The following is a 19,573-nucleotide window of genomic DNA, read 5'->3' on the forward strand; positions in this document are numbered from 1 at the left end:
AATTATGCGCGACGAGCGCTGCAATCGCGGCAAAACTTCGCCTCGGGATATGCTTGTAATCGTTTTATATCAATAGGTTTACCGCAATGCTCGCAAGCGCCATAAGTTCCTTTCTCAATTTTTTCTAGCGCGTTACTTATCGCTTGCAGGCGCAACTCCAGGCTATGCTCAATGGGAAGATTTGTCGCGTATTCTTCAACTTCATTCGCCGCCTCTTCAAGGCTGGCATCGTTGTCGTAGCTTGGAAACCGCGCATCCCAGTCCCCTTTTAGGTTGGGATCTTGCGATGCAAAAGATTCTAAGCTCTTGCCCAGGCTAGCCTTAAGCCCAACAAGTTTTTCTTTTAATTCCGTAATGTCTTTAGTAGAAAGTATTTCCATAATATTTATTGTACGCAAAGAGAATAAAAATACAATAGAACAGAGAACAGAGAACCATGAGCAATAACAAATGAAAAGCCACTCGTATGTTACGGGTGGCACGGATGAAAGAACAGATATATAAGAAATTTCTCAGAGATGCAGGAGATCCCCTTGCACATAGTGTTGGGTTCGTGCATCTCTGAGAGAAAGAGTCTTTTTCGTTTCCTCTTAAAGCGAAATGACTTTATTGGTTTGCCAATTGGGGGTATGTCCCCGATTCGTCGGACAAGAGGTCAGAACAACCTGCGTCCAATGAGCAAACCAATTGAAACAAAGAACTGTTACATATACATAATAACATTTATAATAATTTACATCAAGCACCAGTTATCCACAGGGTGAATCTCTAGTACGTAGTGAGTAGTCCGCGCGTCTTCGGCGCGTTATTCTACTCACTACTCATTGGTTGGAGTAAAAGTGCTCTTCTAGTAATTTACTGCGAGAAAAAGGGTAATGAAAAAGCAGGGTATTGTCGTCAATAATCATTTGTACCGGCTCCAGTTGTTTTTCATTGACACTGTGAACTATTCGCATCCTTTGGAAGTATCGCGCGCTTTGTTCAAGCATTACTCCAATTCCGCATGAGTTCATTATAAATTCAATAGTCAATTTTATTGCAAGTAATAAACGAGCTGGCTTAAATCCAAGCGCCGCGATTTTAGAGTTGTTGATTAGGGGCATATATTGAAGCATCCATTCATTTGTCTCGCCAATTTTTTTGAAATTATCTTGACCCCAATATGGCATTGCGGCTGCATAAATATGGGCAGTAGAAAGTATTTGGGGGTTGAGATGCGCGCTAGCTTTAGAAATATTGTTGCTATCTATGCTTATATAGTGGTTAAGGCATATTTGGTCACAAATAAGGGTTTTGTGTCGGTATTTGCCAAGCAGCCATGTAAACATTCCCACAAGAAATCTTGTGAGCCAAACACGACCCGGAGCGCTTGCGATAAGAACATCAATATCGCTATCAGCCGTTGCGCTATCACGCACAACAGAGCCGGTTAACGTAACCACGCGCACGTAAGGAATATACGGATAGAAACGCGCAATTTGTTGAAATACACGTCGTTTCTCAACGCTTATTTTTCTCGAGCGTATTCTTTGCCAGTAAGAATTTTTTGGAGATTCGATTAAAAAGAAATAACCGTTTGATTCTATAATTTTTTTTTGCGCGATAAGTCCGTCGAGAGTTTTAAAGATTTCTTGCAGCGAAATTCTGTGTTTGTCCTGTTGATTTTTGTCTTGTGGCGCCCAAGTCAAATAACGCATCAGCTCAAGCGGAGTCAGCGCGTATAAATGAAGCGGCTTGTAGTATGTAAAAGTCGCAAGCAACGCTCTTTCGAGGTTAATTCTATCCATAACCAACTAATAATCATCAACGAATAACGAATCCACTACAAATAAACGAATTAACTGGTCGAGTATTCGTAAATTCGTACACGATTCGTTATTCGTTGATTATTTACCCACCAACTGGTCAAGCGCAAAATACGCGGAGTTTTTAGATGTGGCAATGAGCAGATAATCGTTAACTAGCGCGTAATTTAACCCCGTGGGGGAAATGGGCATATTGTTGTAGCGAACAATAATTCCAGCAGGATAGCTAATAGAAAAACCAGTGTAATTTGCTGTTTTCCAGCCCGTTGTTTGATCAAAAAGCGGAGAACCTAGAATAATAGGCATAAATAGCTGAACCAGGTTTTGTTCTTGATCGGAAATTGTATTTTGTACGGCAGTTTCGTGCGCGGGTAAAATCTTGAATATAATGCCAAGGCGCGACGAATAGCAGGAGATGTCAAAATTATTTATTTCCGTACATTTATTCTTTTCTTCCTCGCCAGGCGTATATATATAAAGCATGGGCGCGGGATCAAGAGAGTCTATAAGCGTTTGCGGGAGCTGGACATTGAGCAAGCTAAGAAGCTCTTTTGTTTGCAAGTAAGAATTATCTGTTAATTTTTTAATTGGCAAATAGGTTATTGTTTTAGGCGAGTTGATTGAATGTTCTAATGCGCGTAATTGTTCTACCAAAAACGACTCATTTCCTTTTTGTAATTCAATAATTTGTTGTGGTGTTTGGAAGAATGGACTGGGTGTTGCGGGTGCAACGGGGGTGGACGGAGCGCTCGGCGCGGCAGGCGCGGAGGGTTGCAAATAGACTCTCCAGTAAACAAATCCTCCGATTCCGCTGCCAACAATTAGTATACCGAGTAAAATTGCTACAAACTGCAAGATATTCGCGCGTCTTTTAGGAATTTCTTCGTATAATTGAGCTTCTGTTTGCGGAAATTTTCTTGTCGGCGACAATGGGGGAGCAGTAATCGGTCTTTGCGGCATTGTCAATTGTGGCGACTGAGGCAGTGGTTTTTCTTGTAAGCGCATTGGCGTTGAAGACAATCCTAAAATTTCTTCAGGTGTTTTTAGCCCCCCCTCTTTACTAGGAATAATTTGTCTTATCGGTCTTGTTTCTTTTTCTATACTAGGTAGGTTGGGCGGCGGAGCGGCAGTGAGGGGTTGTGGGCGAAGTGGGGGCGGAGGTAGCGCGGACGGGGGTGTTGGCGTAACAATAGGCCTTGTCGCTGTGGGTAAGGGCAAGGGTTTTTCTGCCGCAACTGAAACCGTTGGAGGTATTGCGCGTTCTTTTAAGATTTGTTCAAGCTCCTCTTCTTCTACAGGAATAAAATTTTTAGGAAGCTGAGTGGAAGGTGTTGCTGGTTTTGTCGGTGCCTGTGGACGCAAAGCAAGCTCGCCCAATTTAGGTTCACCTAGTTTTGGTTCATCTAGTTTTGGTGCGGGCTGATGCGTGTTTTGAGTTGGCTTGACTGGTATGGGTGGCGCGGGCATAAAAGGCCTCTGTGGCGCAGGTCGTATTGGCACAGAAGGTTTTGCTGGTGATATTTGTGAAATCGGAGCAGATGGTTTTTTGAGTTGTTCCAACACACCTTCTTTTTTGTAGGGCTCTATGCCAGTAGGCAGGGGTTGTTTGAGCTGCCCTTGTTGTTTGCGTCGTGAGTCCTCAATGTCTTGAGACATTGTATGGATTCTACCGAGTGAAGACACGCTAGTGGGCATAGTCTAAAATTTCCAATGATCAATTTACAATTTTCAATGAATTAACAAACTCAATTTTAATACGTATTGCGTATTTGGAAATTAGGTCATTTAGTCATTGATTGTGAATTGAAAATTGGTGCTTGAAAATTAGTTTTGTTTCTACATCGCCTGTTTTCGCGAAAGTCCAACTTTCCCCTGCTCGTCTATTTTAACAACCTTAACGGGAATAATATCTCCTACCTTAACGATATCCTCTACGCTTTTTACGTATGTTGATGCAAGCTCTGAAACATGCACGAGACCCTCTTGGCCAGGTAGGTATTCCACAAATGCGCCAAACTCTGCAATTTTCACTACTTTGGCTTGGAATAGCTCCCCTATCTTTGTTTCGTGAGTTAAGTTTTGGATTCTTTCAATCGCGCGCTTGCCGTCTGTTTGATTTTGCGCGGTAACAAATACCGTTCCATCATCTTCAATATCAATTTTAGTATTTGTCTCGGCAATAATTTCATTAATAGTCTTCCCGCCAGTGCCTATTACTAATCTTATCTTACTTGGGTTAATTTTCAAAACCTGCACAAGCGGCGCGTAAGGTGAAAGTGTCGCGCGCGGCTCTTCTATTGCTTCAGATACTGTCGCAAGAATTTTCATGCGAGCTTTTTTACCATGTCGTAATGCCTCTTTTAGAATATCAACCGTAATCCCTTCTATTTTAACATCCATCTGAATTGCAGTCACGCCATTCTTTGTGCCAGCAACTTTAAAGTCCATATCGCCATGGTGATCTTCGGGTCCTTGGATGTCGGTAAGCACTTGCGCGGATCCGTCAGAGCCCATCATTAAGCCAATAGCAATGCCCGCTACTGCTGCTTTGATTGGTACGCCAGCGTCCATCAAAGCCAGCGAGGCCGAGGTGGCGGAACCCTGTGAAGACGATCCATTTGAGGATAGTGTTTCAGAAACTATGCGAATTGTGTATGGAAAATCTTCCACGTTGGGGATAACCGCCTCCAGCGCGCGCTCCGCAAGAGCTCCATGGCCGATTTCGCGTCTGCCTGGACCGCGGTTGGGAGTTGGCTCGCCGACAGAGAAACCAGGAAAATTGTAGTGAAGCATAAAACGCTTCGTGTATTCCCCTGTCATTTCTTCCATTATTTGCGCGTCGCCAGGCGCTCCCAGCGTGCAAACAGATAGTACGTGAGTGAGTCCGCGCATGAAAAGACCAGAGCCGTGCGTGCGAGGCAAAAATCCAACATTGGCGCTAATAGAGCGTAGTTCGTCAGGCTTTCTGCCATCAACGCGTATGCCCCGCAATGCTTTTTCGTGAACAAGGCGGTTAATTTCTTCTTCAAAAAGGGCGAGAGCTGTTTCGCGGCGCATTTTGTCGTCAGGATATTTTAGTTTCAATTCTCCTGCAAAAGCGTGATGAAGCGCTGTTACCGCTTCCATGCGCTCTTGCTTGAATTCTTGAAAGAGAGCGGCTTCAAGCTTGTTTTTAGTAAATTCGCGTACTTCTTGTACTAGCGCCTCATCCGGCTCCAAGATTATTACCGGAGATTTGGTACGGCCAATTTCTTTTTGTATATTCTTTTGAAATTCAATAATTGAGGCATTCGCGCGGTGTCCAAACTCAATTGCTTCGGCAATTTCTTCTTCAGAAACTTGGCTCGCGCCAGCTTCCAGCATGTTTATGCGGTCTTCTGTGCTTGCGACAATAACTTCTACATCGGTCTTTGGCGTTAGGTCAGTGGTCGGGTTTAGCGTCCAGTTTCCATCAATTCTTCCCACGCGAACAGCGCTAACAGGGCCATTCCATGGTATGTCTGACACAAGTAAGCTTAAAGAAGCTGCTATGAACGAAGGAATATCCGGGTCATTCATGCCGTCAACTGATAAAACAGACACAGTAACCTGCACATCATTGCGCGTGCGTTGGTCAAAGCGAGGGCGCAAAGAGCGATCAATCATGCGGCCAGTTAGGATAGCGTCATCACTCGGCCTGCCCTCACGTTTTACAAAGCGTGATCCGCGAATACGTCCCGCGGCGTAAAATTTCTCTTGGTACTCAACCATGAGAGGAAAATAATCTATTCCCTCTCGCGGGCTTTTCCCCATAACTGTTGTTGCTAAAACGACTGTGTCGCCATAGCGAACAAGGGCGGAACCGTTTGTTTGTTCAGCCCAATTAGGAAATGAAGCAGTTAATGTTCGTCCCCCAACTTCCAAAGTATATTCTTTTTGCATGGCCTATAGGCGCGCCATGCATAGAAAGACATGAAATGAGAGTTCTGAAAACTTGAAACTTGAAATATGAAACACGATTTACGCAGTGTTTCGCTTTTCACGTTTCACGTTCTGGCAGAATACTCAATCTATGGCCTTAATTCTACGCAAAGCGTACGAATGAATTATTAAATATCGATCTTGTTATGTAACTGCTCACACCTCTCATAAACGACTTTACGTTGAGGTTAAACCTCACCAGATACATTGTTTCATTGTTACACTGCTTCATTGTTTATGTAACCATGAGACAATGAAACAATGGAGCAATGAAGGGGGCAATGGGAACGGTCGGCAATAACTGCTCATGCGTCTTCAAAAATGGTTTGCGTAAGCCAAATCATTATTTAGGGGTGTAAGCAGTTGCCTTGTTATGTACCATGAGTCTCTGTCTTTGTATTTGTACGGCGTGGGCGGGCTTGTTTTAGCAAGAACTTCTCCGGCTCTTCACATAGGTCGAGGAAGTCGTCTGCCGTTTCTCGCAAACGCGACGACGCGCTTTTGCCGAACGCAACCACCTCTGTTTGAATTCCTCTGTTTTGAAGATATTCTACCAGAGGAATAAAGTCGCCATCCCCGCTCATTAGTATGATAACGTCAACGTGGTTGGTCATGCGGATGGCGTCAACAGCGATTCCGACGTCCCAATCTGCCTTTTTAGCGCCGCCAAAGAAAATTTGCAGTTCTTTTACGCGTATTTCAATTCCAAGCTTCTCCAGTGCTTCAAAAAATGTTTGCTCTTCGCCAGATTCAGTGCTTACCACATACGCAAAAGAGCGCACAAGTTGGCGCCCTGCGACTGCGGTACGAAGCACCGCCTCAAAGTCAACCCTACGCTGATAGAGATTACGAGCGCTGTGGTAAAAGTTCTGCACGTCTATAAGGACGCAGACTCGTTGAGCTTTGTGACGAATAACAGGCATTTATATATATTTCTGATTTGCCCGGGTTTGCTCGTCTGGATGCAGTTCTAGGCGCGGACGAGCACCGGAGTAAGCCGTATATAGATATACGGTGTCCGAGGAGCGCAGTCCGCAACAACGAAATGCGCCAGACGAGCAAACCTTAATTATTTCTTTAATCCAAGAGCCTTTATAACTTTATTATATCGTCGCGTGTCCTCTGTGGAGAGATACTTGAGAAGTTTTTTGCGCTTTGACACCATTTTTAAAAGTCCGCGGCGCGAGTGATTGTCTTTGTCGTGGGTTTTGAGGTGTTTGACCAAAGCTTTTATTTCATCGGTCAGCAAAGCGATCTGCACTTCCGCGGATCCAGTATCACCTTCATGAACCTTGAACTTCTCAACGATTTTGCTTTTTGTGGTTGAACTAAGCATATGTACTTATATGTTAGCACAAAGCTATAAAAGATACAAGCTGCAATACTAACATAAACTAATTTTCAAGCATCAATTTTCAATTTACATTGAATTTTCAATGTTTCAATTACTAATCGTGTGTTTTCAGCCATAGGCTGATCCGCCTCAGGCGGAGAAAATTAGGACATTTGGTCATTGATTGCGTAAAGCAACGTGGTTGCCACGCAACTATACGTTGAAAATTGAAAATTGATGCTTGAAAATTAGTTGTAGTATTTTACGCAATTACAAAATAATCCCCACAGAACCTTCTTTTAAAACATGCTTTCTCTTAAGGAATATCGCTCCCTCCATCACCCCCACAATAGCAAACGTATAGAAAGCGTCTCCAGCCAGTGTTCCGCGCAAAAATGGCAGACCATTGATGTATGATTGGGCAATTCCCAGTATGTTATGAGGATATTCGGGATAGAACCACGCGAAATTGGTGACAAAAAAGAAAATAAGCGCGCTTGCTAGTGGTGAAACAGCTATACGCAATATGGTTTTGTTTTTTTTCACCCACAGTCCGATTGCTACTCCTGATAAATGAGAAGCGTAAACAGCAATCATGAGTGGCCACGAGAAAAAACCAATAATAATATCTGAAACCAGCCTAATTGCCACTGTAAGGCCTATTGCCTGCCATTTTGGTAGATAGATAGCAGATGCTATCGCAATCGCCGTAATAGGGGCAAAATTCCACGCGTGGGGCACAAGGCGTGCCAAGACCGAGGCGCTGATTATAAGAATATAGAAAAATAGTGTTTCTTTGCGCATATTGTTTAATCTCAAAACTCAAATCTTAAATCGCAAAACTGAAATTCAAAACGCAAATCTACAGATTCTTCACTATGTTCAGAATGACAAACCAGATTGTTAGTTTTGAGATTCAGATTTAAGATTTGCCATTTGCGATTTGAGATGCTTTAGTTTGCAGAGCTTATCTTTTGAATCCTCCACTCAATTACATCTCCATTTTTGGTTATGTAAGACGATGCTCCAACCATTGAAGACTTGCTGTTTACAAAAAGCGCCCAAAATTCATCTTTTTGCGGCGTAATGCCATCGATTGCTTCAACAAACTCACCGAGGTCATGTCCGTAGTCTTTGCTTTGAATAGAATAGTGTTGTTTTAGCAGCTCAAGCGCGTTTTTACCCTCAACTCCTTGGTAGGAAATCGTTGGCGCTAGCGGTGAAATCTGCTCGGATTCTTGAAATGCCTCTTGTAGATTGAGCTCTTGGCGTAAGAATGTTAGCGCGCCACTGCCCCTAAGTGGATAAAGCACAAACAACACGAGCGCCGCGAGAATAATAACGATAAGACTGATAACGATTTTTTTCATAAATAGGCAATAGATAATTTTTTGTAGTTTTGGGTGGCTTGCCACGAGTGAGCACCTTGATTTATCAAGGTGCGAATCGAGTGGACCCGAGGAGACTCGAACTCCTCACCTCAGCAACTTGCCCCGTTAGACATTTTGGTGGACCTAGGCAGAATCGAACTGCCGTCTCCACAATGCGAATGTGGCGTCTTACCACTGGACCATAGGCCCAATATGTCTAACGGGGTGAAAATGCTGCGCTCTACCAAATGAGCTACGGGCCCAAACACTAAATTTCAAAATCCAAATTACAAATGTCAAATGAATGTCAAAACCCAAAAAGCTAAAACTTTTGACATTAGTCATTTGGATTTTATTTGTAATTTGACATTTGGACTTTGAAATTTCAGTATTATTTTCCCTTTTCAACCCGCTCCGCATAAGTCCCAAGATCTGTGTTCACGCGTATTATATCACCCATTTCAACAAAAAGCGGCGCTTGTATTCGTGCTCCGGTCTCTAGTACGACGGTTTTCGTACCACCCGTAGCAGTATCTCCTTTTATTGACGGGGGAGCTTCTATTACTTTTAAGTCCATTTTCACGGGAATCATAACGCGAATAACCTTTTCTCCGAAGAACTCAAGGTCAACGGGGGAGTTTGGCTTGAGATAGTCTTTGCTAGAGCCAACTTCTTCCTCCTTCATAAAGAAACGCTTTGATTTGTCCTTTTCATTGACAAAGCAGTATTCTCCGCGATGCGCAAAGAGAAATACAAACTTCTTTCTTTCAATTTCAGCCTCTTCTAAGCGATCGGCCTGCTGGAAAGTCCTGTTTAGCGTAGATCCAGTAACTAGATTCTTAATTTTTGTCTGCATGACAGCGCGCGATTGAGCCATTTTTGAATGACTTGACTCAAGAACAACATAGGGTTGGTCCTCCAGCACAAAGATCGTTCCTTTTTTGAGATCATTCATTGTAAGCATATTTTTATGTTGATTATATTTGATTTATTATGCCATTTTGTATCGTAGCAATGTAACAATGTAGCAATGTAACAATGTAGCAATGAAACAATGTAACGCCAAAGTAGCAGTACAAAGCATTGTGGCAACGATGATATAATTTATACGCCTTTATGGTACAATATGCAACAGATGGATTTGTATTAAGCGAGCGGCTCAACCAGCTACTAATTTTGATGTATTAACGCAGGAAAAACAAACAAATGGAACAAGAGCCAATAATAAAAATTGAAGGGCTGCGGCTTGTTTATGATAAGGGCAAACCCAATGAAACTCTTGCGCTGAAAGATATAAACCTTCAGATCTCTCCGGAGGAATACATTGTGTTTTTTGGTCCTTCGGGTAGCGGCAAATCATCCCTTTTGTATATTATTGCGGGCATGGAAGTTGCTACGCAAGGACACGTGTTTGTGTCGGGGAAAGACATCACTAAATTCAACCAGCATGAACTCGCAATATTCCATCAGAGCACTATTGGAATGGTTTTCCAAGCATATAATCTTGTGCCTACGCTAAGCGTTTTGGCAAATGTTATTCTGCCGAGCATGTTGCGTTCTGGGAACCGTTCGCAGCGCGCAGAGAGAGCCAATATGCTATTAAATAAATTTGGTCTCGGGCCATATCTAGAGCGTCTTCCAAACGAGCTTTCCGGCGGGCAACAGCAACGCGTAGCCATTGTGCGCGCATTAATGAATAATCCGCCCATTATTTTGGCGGATGAGCCGGTGGGAAATCTCGATACGCAATCCGCCAAAATTGTTATGGATATTTTAAAAGATTTAAATGATAATGAAAAAAGGACTGTTATTTTGGTTACACACGAGCCTTCGTATCTTCAATTTGCCCACCGCGTGTATTATATTCGCGATGGAAGTATTGAGCGCGAGGGGGTTAATAAAGAAAGCTTGAACATGGACTTGACGCAGAAGAGTTCTGCGCCGTCCACGCAGTCCCAAATAATGCCAGTAGAGTTAGAGAATCTTGTTAGAAAACATCCTGGAGCAACATTAGATCAGCTAAAAGCCAAAGCAATTACAGGTTTTTTAACCTCTCCATACAGTGTTGAGACGGTAGGGCGTATCGAAAAAGCCGTTACAGAACGACTGACTGGAAAGCTTACAGCCGCAGCATTTTTAGATGCTTTAGAGAGGCCGCAAGAAAAAGATGGGGTCGGACTTGATAAAGAAGTCGCAAATAAACTGCTAAAACAACTCGAGGAGCTTGTAGTTGTATCCGAAGTTATAGGACGAAAACAAAGCAATTCTACGCAGGAAAATCAAAAATATTTATCTGCAGATGAGATACAGCTAGACGCTACCATGCGGTACCTCCTAGAAGATGTGAGTAATCCTCTGTCGGAAAATCAGAAGAATCGCCTAAAGGATATCACTTCTAGGAGGCTACAGGATAAAATGACTAGCTTAACATACGAAGAAGAGCTTAAAAAGCCTTTGCAAGATGGCGGTGTCGGGCTTGACGAGTCTGTAGTTGAGAGGGTGGCACGGAAAATGGAGGCAATATTGCTTAGAATTACACCTTCCTAGTTGGCAGTCTTGTGCGCCGAAGGCGCTCACTACTCACTACTATTTATGGCAGTTATACTTCTTTTTCTATTTATAGCTTCCACGGCATTCTTTGTGCTTTATGAAGCAAAACTGAAGTCTTTGGAGAGAATCCAAGGAAGGACTATTGTAATTTCTGCTACTCTTGGATTAGCTCAATTTTCGTATGAGGCTATCAAGTTTATCTTTAATTCGCTTGTTGTAGGAATAAAAGCGTTTGTTGGCGAGATGGTTAACGCTGGAAGGTCGCGACAATTGGGAGGCGTTGTAGGACCTGCTATTTCGCCACGCGTCTCTATTATACGCGCAGTACCAACGCAGAGGCCGCGAGCAGGCGAGCTTATTATAAAAGCGATTAAGTTACCGGGATTCCTTATAGGGCTTGTTATTAATACAGTCGTGATTGTATTCAAAGTTGTTTTTCTCGGAGTATTGTTTATCATAGGCGGTGTATTTAAGCTATTCCTGCTTTCCTCCAGGATTCTTGCGGAAGGGGTTGCGTGTGTTTTGCGGCGGTTGCGTTTTCTGTCAGTTTTTGTTGCTAGTACAGTTTTTAATGCTATTGAGAGAAGTCCATTACCTAAGACCACGTGGTTTGAGCGCATACGTGCCGGGCTAGCTAAGCTGAAAGAACGCGGGGAGGTGCAATTAAAGCCAATTTCCGCAGAAAAAATTGATTTATCCCATTTTGCTTCAGCGCCAGAAACAAAAATGAGCATTAGCGCGGTGAAGGTTGAAGGCGGGGCTGGTTTAACAGTGATAGACCTGCTCTATCTTGCAACGCATACATTTGTTGCTAGGCCAATGAGGACGTTTTTGACGATTCTGGGCATGAGTGTAGGTTTGGGCACGGTTTTGCTGCTTGTTTCCCTTGGTTATGGCCTGCAAGAAGTTCTGTTGCAACGCATAGCGAGCTCCGATGTTTTGCTTACCCTTGATGTAATGCCAGGCGCCGAGGGGCGAATGCCAGTAACACGGGAGCATCTGGCAGTATTGGCTAGTATTGATGGTGTCGCGGAGATCAGCCCGGAGCTTGTAACTGCGGGGCAGGTGGACTTTGATTCTATTTCAAGCGAAGCCGTTGTGCATATCGTTGAACCTGATTATTTCATTCTTAATGGTGATAAATCAAGTCTCGGTCATTTCTTTACAGAACAGGATCCCTCGGAGGGCCTTGTTGTAACAACGGCACTTGCAAACCTTTTTGATGTTAAGGATGTGTCAGGGGTGATTGGAAAGCCACTTGGTGTGCAAATTTTTGTTCCTAAGCTTTCTGAAGAAGGGGTGCTAGAGGTGCTGATGTTTACCATCCCGTCTTCTAAACCAATTATTGGTGTTATAGACAATCCAATTGAAAGCGCTGTTTATGCATCTCAAGAACTTGCTAAAGATGTTGCCGTGTCAGAATATACTGGCGCTAAGGTTAGGGTGGGCGACAGCAGCGTTCTTGAATCCGTGAGAGGCGCAATTGTAAGCTTAGGATTTACTGTTTCAGCCATTGCCGATACCATAGATCAAGCGCAGACAGTGTTTAGAATTTTGCAGATTATTCTCGCATTCTTTGGCCTAGCGGCGCTCATCGTTTCCGCAATCGGAATGTTTAACACAATGACCATATCTTTATTGGAGAGAACTAACGAAATTGGCATTCTTAAGGCACTGGGTGCTACGCAGAATGATATACGCAGAATGTTCCTAGTGGAGTCGTTTTTGATGGGATTTCTGGGTGGTTTAGGGGGACTTGCTATTGGCTATGGGCTTGGTTATTTAGTGAATATAGGCATGGGTTTTTTAGCTCGAGCATTGGGAGGGGACGTAGTTAATATTTTCTCCGCCCCCACGTGGTTTGTGGGTATTATATTATTCATGTCGCCCGTTATCGGAACACTTACTGGTTTTTGGCCAGCACAGCGTGCCGCGGCCATGCATCCTTTGGCGGCGTTGAGATACAAGTAATAGAATCTCTCCGCCCGAGCAAGAAATACAAAAGGATGTATTTCTACGTTTAAGCGGATCCGCCTTGGGCGGAAAAACGCAAATCTCAAATTTCAAAATTATGGAACAACTAAAAACTCAGCTTGCAAGCTGAGTTTTTAGTTGTAACTAATATAGTCGGGGCACTGGGAATCGAACCCAGTCTACGCCCTCCCGAAGGGCGCGTACTACCGGTATACTATGCCCCGCCTTCGCTCGCAGAAGCGAGCTACGGCGGGCATTGCCCGCTAGTAGATCGCGAAGGCGAGAAATCGTATTGTTACGCTTATATACTTTATCTATTCTTTCACCCAATACCGTTCCCGTATTTCCTCATGCACCTCCTCATCCAGTTGTTTCTGTTTCTCCTCAGACTCTTTGCGGCGGTTTTGGAGCTCTTCCGGCTTTAATTTGCTTAGCTTTTGCGCTTTGTTAAGCAAATATTCTTTGGTATTTCTCGTTGGGTCATCAAGCACTTCGTCGAGCAAAATCGCCAGTATTTGACCTACTAGCGGACCTGGTTCAACATGCAATTGCTCCATAATATCATTGCCATTTACTGCTAGCATTTTAACGCTAGTAGGGTCTTTCTGCACCTTTTCTATCATGTACTGGAAGTGGCGCAAGCGATAGGGCATTGCTTTTGGCACACCAGAGCCAATGCGATCTGCCTGGCGCACTTGCAATAAATCGTTGATATTCTCTGGTCCGACTTTGGCAAGCAGACGGCGCACAGAGCGTTCTGTAACTTCTCCCACGTTATAGTAAAAAAGATGGTAACGCACAAGCAGCCACACTTTTTCAATGATTTCATTGGGAAATTTTAGGCGTTGTAGTGCCTTGCGGGTGATTCGCGCGCCAACAATTTCATGGCCGTAGAACGTTGAATCTACCCCATCTCCGCGCTTTGTTTGCGGCTTGCCTACGTCGTGCAGCAGGGAAGCGATACGTACATGAAATTCATAGTTATTTTTAGCGCACCAGCCCAGAGCGCGTACGTTATGTTCAAATACGGTGTAAATATGATGTTTATTTTGTCCGACATTAAATCCTGCAGCAAGTTCTGGCAGGATTTCCTTCAATAACCCGACTTCTTGTAGCAACTCAATGCCCTCTTGCGCTCGTCGTGCATTGATAATTTTGACAAGTTCGTCACGGATTCGTTCCGCGGAAATGTCCATAATAAGTTTTTTATTAGTGACAATTGCGTTTAATGTTTTGTCACTAATCGCAAAGTCTAATGTCACAAAAAAACGTATTGCTCTCATCATGCGCAAGGCATCTTCTTGGAAGCGCGTATCCGGGTTTCCAACGGCGCGGATAATCTTGTCTTCCAAATCTTTTTGTCCTTCATAAGGATCAACGATACTGCCGTCAAGCCGCATTGCCATTGCGTTTATGGTAAAATCACGGCGAGCTAAATCTTCTTCTATTTTGTCAGTAAATGTCACGATATCCGGGTGGCGCCTGTCAGAATAACCAGATTCTTTTCTGAACGTCGTAACCTCAATCAACTCTATGTTTTTTGATTTTTTGATGTCTGTAATTGTCCGCAACGATGTCTGTAATTGTCCATAAATGTCACTAAATGTCACTAACGATGTCGGTAATTGTCCATAATTGTCTTTTAATTTTTCCTCCGAGTTTTTAATTTGAGCAGAATTTGTTTTTATGGTAATGGTGCCAAAAACATTTTCGTAGAAGCTGTCAGGGAATAGTCTTTGAATCTCCTCTGGTTTAGCGTTGGTTGCTACATCCCAATCTTGTGGATCCACGCCACGCAACACGTCGCGCACGCATCCGCCAACGGCATAAGCCGAAAAACCATTATCGCTAAGGGTTTTGAGGATGTTTGTGACTTCTGGTGGAAGTTTGCCCATTTTACCCCGAGTTTTCATACCTTGCTTTAATAATATAATACCACTATTCGTTATTGGGAAAACCCTTGACTAATATATTATGTTGATGTATTATATTAAACAATAGAAAGGAGGTGCGGAATGGACTTCCGCCAGGCATTTGGTTGGTGCCCTCCTCGCGATGAGGGGGATATGTTCGCCTTGCGCGCAAGCGTAAGGCGAACCCTCACCGTTTCGTGGGGGACATTTGTTGTCCTCAACGGTGGGGTGGAGAGGTGGTGGCAAGAACTAGGGGCCAAGGATTATATTGTTGGCCCCGAGGACATGGACAGGCTGGAGAGGCTTGTCCGGGGCGCGGAGAGTGCCCGTAGTCGTTTTTATGGGGGTCTAGCCGCAGCTCGCGCGGCAGGCCTTCTTTAACTACACAGCTGGACAGATCGACGAAGGCTCCTGATAGTTTCATAAACTCCAGGGGTCTTTTATTTTTCTATGTATGCGCTATGCTAAAAATATAATACGTTTTGCGCCCGTGGCTCAATGGATAGAGCGCTTGGCTTCGGACCAAGAGGTTGCGGGTTCGACTCCTGCCGGGCGCACCAGTATCAAACTTTCAGGAATTTTGCCGACCGATTCAGCCGCGCGAAGCGCGACAGAGAATGGAAACACTGGCTCGCCGCGCACGGCGCGGCTCGCCAAGCGCAGGTTCGAGCCAAAGATTTCTTTGGCAATGACCTTTTTCTGCAAAAGGTCATTATCCCTTGCGATTTTGACGAGGGTTGAAGCGACTTTTATCCATTCTTTCATCGGTTCGAGCCAATCATTCTGCTTTTGTTCAATCCGCGCCATTTTCTCGTCCAGCGACTTCTTTTCCATAAGAAGTTTTGTTTTTTGTTCGCGGTAAATTTTCCGTTCAATATCCTGCTCTAAATAGCCGTCCAGCAGTCGCTGGAGTTTTTCATTTATGGCGCGGATTTGATTTTGAGATTCAAGAACAAAAGCAGAAACGGATTGGGCGGATTTATTTTTATCGGTTTCCGCCATTTCCAAAAGTTTTTCCGTCCAATCCGGACGCAAAGAAAATTTTTGAAGCAGAGAGGAAATATGTTTGTCCAGTTCCTCTTGGCGAATACAGGGTTCGGGACATTTTACCGTCTTACTCTTTTTCGTGCAGTGATAGTAAATGTAATCGTGGACATTTCCATTTTTCTGCTTTTTAACCCTGTATTCGCCAGTTATGGACATTCCGCAAGAACCGCACTTCATTAGTCCGCAAAAATCTTGCGGCTCATACTTGGTTTTGTGATGTGGTCTTCCTCTCTGCTTCAAAACTTCTTGGACTTTATCAAAAATTTTCTTTGCGATGATTGGCTCGTACTTTCCTTCGTGGAGTTCACCACCATATTTGAATAGTCCGGTGTAGAAAGGGTTGGAAAGGATAAAAGTCGCCCTCGTCTTGTGGATTCTCTTTCCGCCGCGGGAAAATATTCCGCGTTGCGCCAAAAAGTCCGAGACATCTTCCAGCCGAGCGTTGCCAGTGGCGTAATACTCAAACGCTGATTTGATAACTTTCGCTTTCTTTCTATCCACCACAATACTTTTGTTTCTCACATCATTGATATATCCAATCGGTGCAACGCTCGGATATTCGCCTCGTCTCACTTTTTGGCGCAATCCACGCTTCGTATTTTCGGAAAGAGAATCCACATAGTATTTGCTTTGCCCAAAAGCGATATTCAACATAAATTTTCCCTGTGGCGTTGGTTCAAACCAGAATTGAGGGAATTTCAACGCCGCAATACGCCCGCAATCAATGAGATAAATGATTTGTCCGCCGTCCACAGAATTGCGCGCCAATCTATCTGGGTGCCAAGCCAAAATCCCGTCCGCTTCGTCATGTTCAATTCTTTTTAACATTTCACCGAATATCGGACGGCCCGGAATTTTGGCAGATTGTTTTTCAATAAAAGTATCAACGACATTAAGGTTGTTTTGTTTAGCAAAGGCGCGCAATTCTGTGATCTGCGCTTCAATGCTTAAAACTTGTTTATCCTCAACATCGGTTGATTTGCGGGCGTATAGAAAAAATTTGTTGTTCATAAATTTATGTTGTTAGTTTTTAATTGGGCAAAGCAAATACTTAAAATCGCAAGGGACTCCGAACCTGCGCTTGGCGAGCCGCGCCGTGCGCGGCGAGCCAGTGTTTCCATTCTCTGTCGCGCTTCGCGCGGCTGAATCGGTCGGCAAAATTCCTGAAAGTTTGATACTGGTGCGTTTGTTTGACGAAATCCGAACCTTTTTTGAACGGAACTGATGGCGCGCTTCGCGCGCCAAACTGAACGCTCGGGCGGGCAAAAAGGAAGGGGGTTGGGGGGAAGGAATTTTTGCCCGCCCTCGCTTTCCGCCGCCCGCCCTCGCTTTCCGCCGCCGCCGAATTTCGTATTTCGCTTTGCGAAATGCGCCGCCAATAAATTTGTTTGATTTTTTTCATTTTATTTGGTAGTATAACAATAAGGGTAATAACCATATATACTATAATACTACCAAAACTTTATTTATATGACAAGTGGAAAAACAATCAGTGAAAATATAAAGAAAGCACGGGCTAAACTTGGTTTGACCCAAGATGATTTAGCAAAGAAAGCGGACATCAAATATACAACGCTTATGAAGGTCGAAAGCGGCACTGTTAATAAACCGAGCGTCCAAACTATGGCGAAAATCGCCAAAGCGTTAGGTGTTTTGATAGAGGATTTAATAAAATAATTTTATGGAGACGGATCAAAAGGGTTTTGCGAATATCATTTTGGTTGTGGTAACGATCATACTTTTAGGCGCGGCTGGTTATTTTATCTTTGTTGAAAACACCAAACCAGCTAAACCATCTTTGGAAATGCCTATTTCATCTAATACGCAAGAACCAACTCCGGAAGGAATGCCGAAAACCAAAGCAAAGCCTGATGAACCTATAGCTGGACAAAAAGATATCACGAAAGAAACTCAAAAGGACAAGAGCATCATTCCGCCTGCTGAAGATACACCAGTAACCGGGAAAGGATGGGCCAAAACATTCGGAGGCGATTTCAACAGCGCGGTAAATGCGGTTCAGCAAACTTCAGACGGCGGGTATATAGCTACCGGATGGATAGGTTCTGGTACGATATATCCGCGCAACCTGAATGATACGATAACAATGGAACACACCGCTGTTTACCTCGTGAAAATGGATGCGAACGGAAATAAAGTTTGGAGTAAGTCATTTGGAGCGCCTGGCGCGTCTATGTCTGACTGTTCAAACTATGAACCTATTATGTTGTGTACCCTGAATAAGAATAATCCATCAGCATTGCTTGACAATGCCGCAGGACACTCTGTGCAGCAAACATCAGATGGAGGGTATATAATTGTTGGGGTATCCCATGGCGAAATTGATAAAGGATATGAGGTCTTTCTGATTAAAACAGATGCTAACGGCAATATGCAGTGGAACAAAACTTTTGATGGAGAGAAAAAAGGTGAAATGGGACACTTTGTCCAGCAGACCTCAGACGGCGGCTATTTCATTGTCGGGATGACGACCTCCTACGGCGTGAGCCCTTACACCGCGGAAGAACTTGAGCAGTCGGCGCCGCAAGACATTTATTTAATCAAGACCGACGCTAACGGAAACAAGGTTTGGAAAAAAGTATTCGGAGGAACTCGTATTGATATGGCGTTGTCGGGCCAGCAGACCTCTGACGGAGGGTACATTGTAGTTGGGCAGACAGCTTCATGGAGCGGGAAAAAAGATTATTTCCGAGGAGCGTCTGGTGTTCCTGGTATTCCCATCGCCGAAGAAGAAGGTTATATATACGCAGGGTGTCTGGGTAATTTCACCTTTGGCGAAAAAGATCTCCCGTGTCCAGAAGATGTGTATCTGCTGAAAATTGACGTAGACGGAAATAAGGTGTGGGAAAAAATATTCGGAATGAAAAATAACAGGGGCGATGCCGGATATTCAATCCAGCAGACCTCAGACGGCGGCTACATAATTGTCGGGCGAACATTCTGGCACGTCCTTGATTCAGAAGGCACAATATCTTGGAATGATGCGCAATCAGATGTTTATTTGATAAAAACTGACGCAGACGGGAATAAAATCTGGGAAAAGACGCTTGGCGGAGACAAAAACGACTATGGATACTCTGTTCAGCAGACCACTGATAAGGGGTACATAATTTCCGGATTTACAAAGTCCTTCGGAGATATTAAAATTAGAGATTCCTTCGGAAATATATTATATGTAGCAGGTGGAAAACCCTATCTCATCAAAACCGATTCAAACGGAAACAAAATTTGGGAAAGGATATTTGAGGGTGGCCGAGGTAAGGAAGATTGGACATCATTATGGACGGGTGGAATGAATTCGGTACGGCAAACATCCGACGGGGGGTATATCATGGCTGCCGGAGTAAAACGTACCCATGACTTATCACCAGACCTGAAAATGGGAGAAGGAGATGATGCCTACATTATAAAGACCGACGCAAACGGGAATAGGTGAAACTATTTTTAGGTCGTATGCGTTCAACGAAATTCGGCGGCGGCGGAAAGCGAGGGCGGGCAAAAATTCCTTCCCCCCAACCCCCTTCCTTTTTGCCCGCCCGAGCGTTCAGTTTGGCGCGCGAAGCGCGCCATCAGTTCCGTTCAAAAAAGGTTCGGATTTCGTCA

General features: G+C 44.0%; 16 protein-coding genes, 3 tRNA genes and 2 pseudogenes. 6 read left to right on the forward strand and 15 right to left on the reverse strand.

Features of this window, described 5'->3' with window-relative positions; genetic code table 11:
• Positions 1 to 2: 2 nt before the first annotated feature.
• The 10 genes from HYV65_01815 to HYV65_01860 form a co-directional block, all read right to left on the reverse strand.
• Positions 3 to 380, reverse strand: a complete 378-nt coding sequence (locus HYV65_01815) for a TraR/DksA C4-type zinc finger protein (GenBank protein MBI2462954.1) — start codon at positions 378 to 380, stop codon at positions 3 to 5.
• A gap of 441 nt (positions 381 to 821) precedes the next feature.
• Positions 822 to 1,787: a nucleotidyltransferase domain-containing protein gene (locus HYV65_01820; protein ID MBI2462955.1), complete on the reverse strand. Its 966-nt coding sequence runs from the start codon at positions 1,785 to 1,787 to the stop codon at positions 822 to 824.
• A gap of 99 nt (positions 1,788 to 1,886) precedes the next feature.
• Positions 1,887 to 3,500 carry a hypothetical protein gene (locus HYV65_01825; protein MBI2462956.1) on the reverse strand — a complete coding sequence of 538 codons (1,614 nt, stop codon included), beginning with the start codon at positions 3,498 to 3,500 and terminating at the stop codon, positions 1,887 to 1,889.
• A gap of 141 nt (positions 3,501 to 3,641) precedes the next feature.
• Complete coding sequence (locus tag HYV65_01830) at positions 3,642 to 5,726, reverse strand: polyribonucleotide nucleotidyltransferase (GenBank protein ID MBI2462957.1); 2,085 nt, start codon at positions 5,724 to 5,726, stop codon at positions 3,642 to 3,644.
• 410 nt (positions 5,727 to 6,136) lie between these two features.
• A complete protein-coding gene (locus HYV65_01835; protein ID MBI2462958.1) occupies positions 6,137 to 6,688 on the reverse strand; it encodes an NYN domain-containing protein in 552 nt (183 codons plus the stop codon).
• Positions 6,689 to 6,834: 146 nt separating this feature from the next.
• Complete coding sequence (gene rpsO / locus HYV65_01840; protein ID MBI2462959.1) at positions 6,835 to 7,101, reverse strand: 30S ribosomal protein S15; 267 nt, start codon at positions 7,099 to 7,101, stop codon at positions 6,835 to 6,837.
• Positions 7,102 to 7,368: 267 nt separating this feature from the next.
• The gene (locus tag HYV65_01845; protein ID MBI2462960.1) at positions 7,369 to 7,902 is read right to left on the reverse strand and encodes a hypothetical protein; all 534 of its coding nucleotides are present in this window, start codon (positions 7,900 to 7,902) and stop codon (positions 7,369 to 7,371) included.
• A gap of 149 nt (positions 7,903 to 8,051) precedes the next feature.
• Positions 8,052 to 8,468: a DUF4430 domain-containing protein gene (locus HYV65_01850; protein ID MBI2462961.1), complete on the reverse strand. Its 417-nt coding sequence runs from the start codon at positions 8,466 to 8,468 to the stop codon at positions 8,052 to 8,054.
• 136 nt (positions 8,469 to 8,604) lie between these two features.
• Positions 8,605 to 8,678 (reverse strand) — tRNA-Ala (locus tag HYV65_01855).
• A gap of 181 nt (positions 8,679 to 8,859) precedes the next feature.
• On the reverse strand, positions 8,860 to 9,432 hold the full coding sequence (locus tag HYV65_01860; protein ID MBI2462962.1) for an elongation factor P: 573 nt from the start codon (positions 9,430 to 9,432) through the stop codon (positions 8,860 to 8,862).
• Positions 9,433 to 9,674: 242 nt separating this feature from the next.
• Here HYV65_01860 and HYV65_01865 point away from each other — a divergent pair, with 242 nt between their 5' ends.
• Both HYV65_01865 and HYV65_01870 read left to right on the forward strand, forming a co-directional pair.
• Positions 9,675 to 11,015 (forward strand): ABC transporter ATP-binding protein, encoded by a 1,341-nt coding sequence (locus HYV65_01865; GenBank protein MBI2462963.1) that lies wholly within the window; start codon positions 9,675 to 9,677, stop codon positions 11,013 to 11,015.
• Between the two features lie 45 nt (positions 11,016 to 11,060).
• On the forward strand, positions 11,061 to 12,989 hold the full coding sequence (locus HYV65_01870; GenBank protein MBI2462964.1) for an ABC transporter permease: 1,929 nt from the start codon (positions 11,061 to 11,063) through the stop codon (positions 12,987 to 12,989).
• 156 nt (positions 12,990 to 13,145) lie between these two features.
• On the opposite strand, the gene HYV65_01875 is transcribed toward HYV65_01870, so the two are convergent.
• Both HYV65_01875 and HYV65_01880 read right to left on the reverse strand, forming a co-directional pair.
• Positions 13,146 to 13,216, reverse strand: a tRNA-Pro gene (locus HYV65_01875).
• Positions 13,217 to 13,306: 90 nt separating this feature from the next.
• A complete protein-coding gene (locus tag HYV65_01880; protein ID MBI2462965.1) occupies positions 13,307 to 14,734 on the reverse strand; it encodes an HD domain-containing protein in 1,428 nt (475 codons plus the stop codon).
• A 273-nt stretch (positions 14,735 to 15,007) separates the two neighbouring features.
• Between HYV65_01880 and HYV65_01885 the strand changes: the two genes are divergently transcribed.
• Both HYV65_01885 and HYV65_01890 read left to right on the forward strand, forming a co-directional pair.
• Positions 15,008 to 15,286, forward strand: a complete 279-nt coding sequence (locus HYV65_01885) for a hypothetical protein (protein MBI2462966.1) — start codon at positions 15,008 to 15,010, stop codon at positions 15,284 to 15,286.
• 103 nt (positions 15,287 to 15,389) lie between these two features.
• Positions 15,390 to 15,465, forward strand: a tRNA-Arg gene (locus HYV65_01890).
• A 487-nt stretch (positions 15,466 to 15,952) separates the two neighbouring features.
• Here HYV65_01890 and HYV65_01895 read toward each other — a convergent pair.
• From HYV65_01895 to HYV65_01905, 3 genes and pseudogenes are all read right to left on the reverse strand, one after another.
• Positions 15,953 to 16,129: pseudogene (locus tag HYV65_01895) on the reverse strand (recombinase zinc beta ribbon domain-containing protein).
• 378 nt (positions 16,130 to 16,507) lie between these two features.
• Positions 16,508 to 16,963, reverse strand: a pseudogene (locus HYV65_01900) (recombinase family protein).
• A gap of 40 nt (positions 16,964 to 17,003) precedes the next feature.
• Positions 17,004 to 17,390, reverse strand: coding sequence for a hypothetical protein (locus tag HYV65_01905; protein MBI2462967.1), 387 nt, complete (start codon positions 17,388 to 17,390; stop codon positions 17,004 to 17,006).
• A 32-nt stretch (positions 17,391 to 17,422) separates the two neighbouring features.
• Between HYV65_01905 and HYV65_01910 the strand changes: the two genes are divergently transcribed.
• Together HYV65_01910 and HYV65_01915 are read left to right on the forward strand one after the other, a co-directional pair.
• Positions 17,423 to 17,629, forward strand: coding sequence for a helix-turn-helix transcriptional regulator (locus HYV65_01910; protein MBI2462968.1), 207 nt, complete (start codon positions 17,423 to 17,425; stop codon positions 17,627 to 17,629).
• 4 nt (positions 17,630 to 17,633) lie between these two features.
• Positions 17,634 to 19,406, forward strand: coding sequence for a hypothetical protein (locus HYV65_01915; protein ID MBI2462969.1), 1,773 nt, complete (start codon positions 17,634 to 17,636; stop codon positions 19,404 to 19,406).
• Positions 19,407 to 19,573: the final 167 nt, after the last annotated feature.

Source organism: Candidatus Spechtbacteria bacterium, assembly GCA_016188605.1.
GTDB lineage: Bacteria > Patescibacteriota > Minisyncoccia > Spechtbacterales > JACPHP01 > JACPHP01.

Coding starts and splice junctions, on each gene's coding strand:
- HYV65_01815 (MBI2462954.1), bottom strand. CDS start 380: ATGGAAATACTTTCTACTAAAGACATTACGGAATTAAAAGAAAAACTT.
- HYV65_01820 (MBI2462955.1), bottom strand. CDS start 1,787: ATGGATAGAATTAACCTCGAAAGAGCGTTGCTTGCGACTTTTACATAC.
- HYV65_01825 (MBI2462956.1), bottom strand. CDS start 3,500: ATGCCCACTAGCGTGTCTTCACTCGGTAGAATCCATACAATGTCTCAA.
- HYV65_01830 (MBI2462957.1), bottom strand. CDS start 5,726: ATGCAAAAAGAATATACTTTGGAAGTTGGGGGACGAACATTAACTGCT.
- HYV65_01835 (MBI2462958.1), bottom strand. CDS start 6,688: ATGCCTGTTATTCGTCACAAAGCTCAACGAGTCTGCGTCCTTATAGAC.
- rpsO (MBI2462959.1), bottom strand. CDS start 7,101: ATGCTTAGTTCAACCACAAAAAGCAAAATCGTTGAGAAGTTCAAGGTT.
- HYV65_01845 (MBI2462960.1), bottom strand. CDS start 7,902: ATGCGCAAAGAAACACTATTTTTCTATATTCTTATAATCAGCGCCTCG.
- HYV65_01850 (MBI2462961.1), bottom strand. CDS start 8,468: ATGAAAAAAATCGTTATCAGTCTTATCGTTATTATTCTCGCGGCGCTC.
- HYV65_01860 (MBI2462962.1), bottom strand. CDS start 9,432: ATGCTTACAATGAATGATCTCAAAAAAGGAACGATCTTTGTGCTGGAG.
- HYV65_01865 (MBI2462963.1), top strand. CDS start 9,675: ATGGAACAAGAGCCAATAATAAAAATTGAAGGGCTGCGGCTTGTTTAT.
- HYV65_01870 (MBI2462964.1), top strand. CDS start 11,061: ATGGCAGTTATACTTCTTTTTCTATTTATAGCTTCCACGGCATTCTTT.
- HYV65_01885 (MBI2462966.1), top strand. CDS start 15,008: ATGGACTTCCGCCAGGCATTTGGTTGGTGCCCTCCTCGCGATGAGGGG.
- HYV65_01905 (MBI2462967.1), bottom strand. CDS start 17,390: ATGGTTATTACCCTTATTGTTATACTACCAAATAAAATGAAAAAAATC.
- HYV65_01910 (MBI2462968.1), top strand. CDS start 17,423: ATGACAAGTGGAAAAACAATCAGTGAAAATATAAAGAAAGCACGGGCT.
- HYV65_01915 (MBI2462969.1), top strand. CDS start 17,634: ATGGAGACGGATCAAAAGGGTTTTGCGAATATCATTTTGGTTGTGGTA.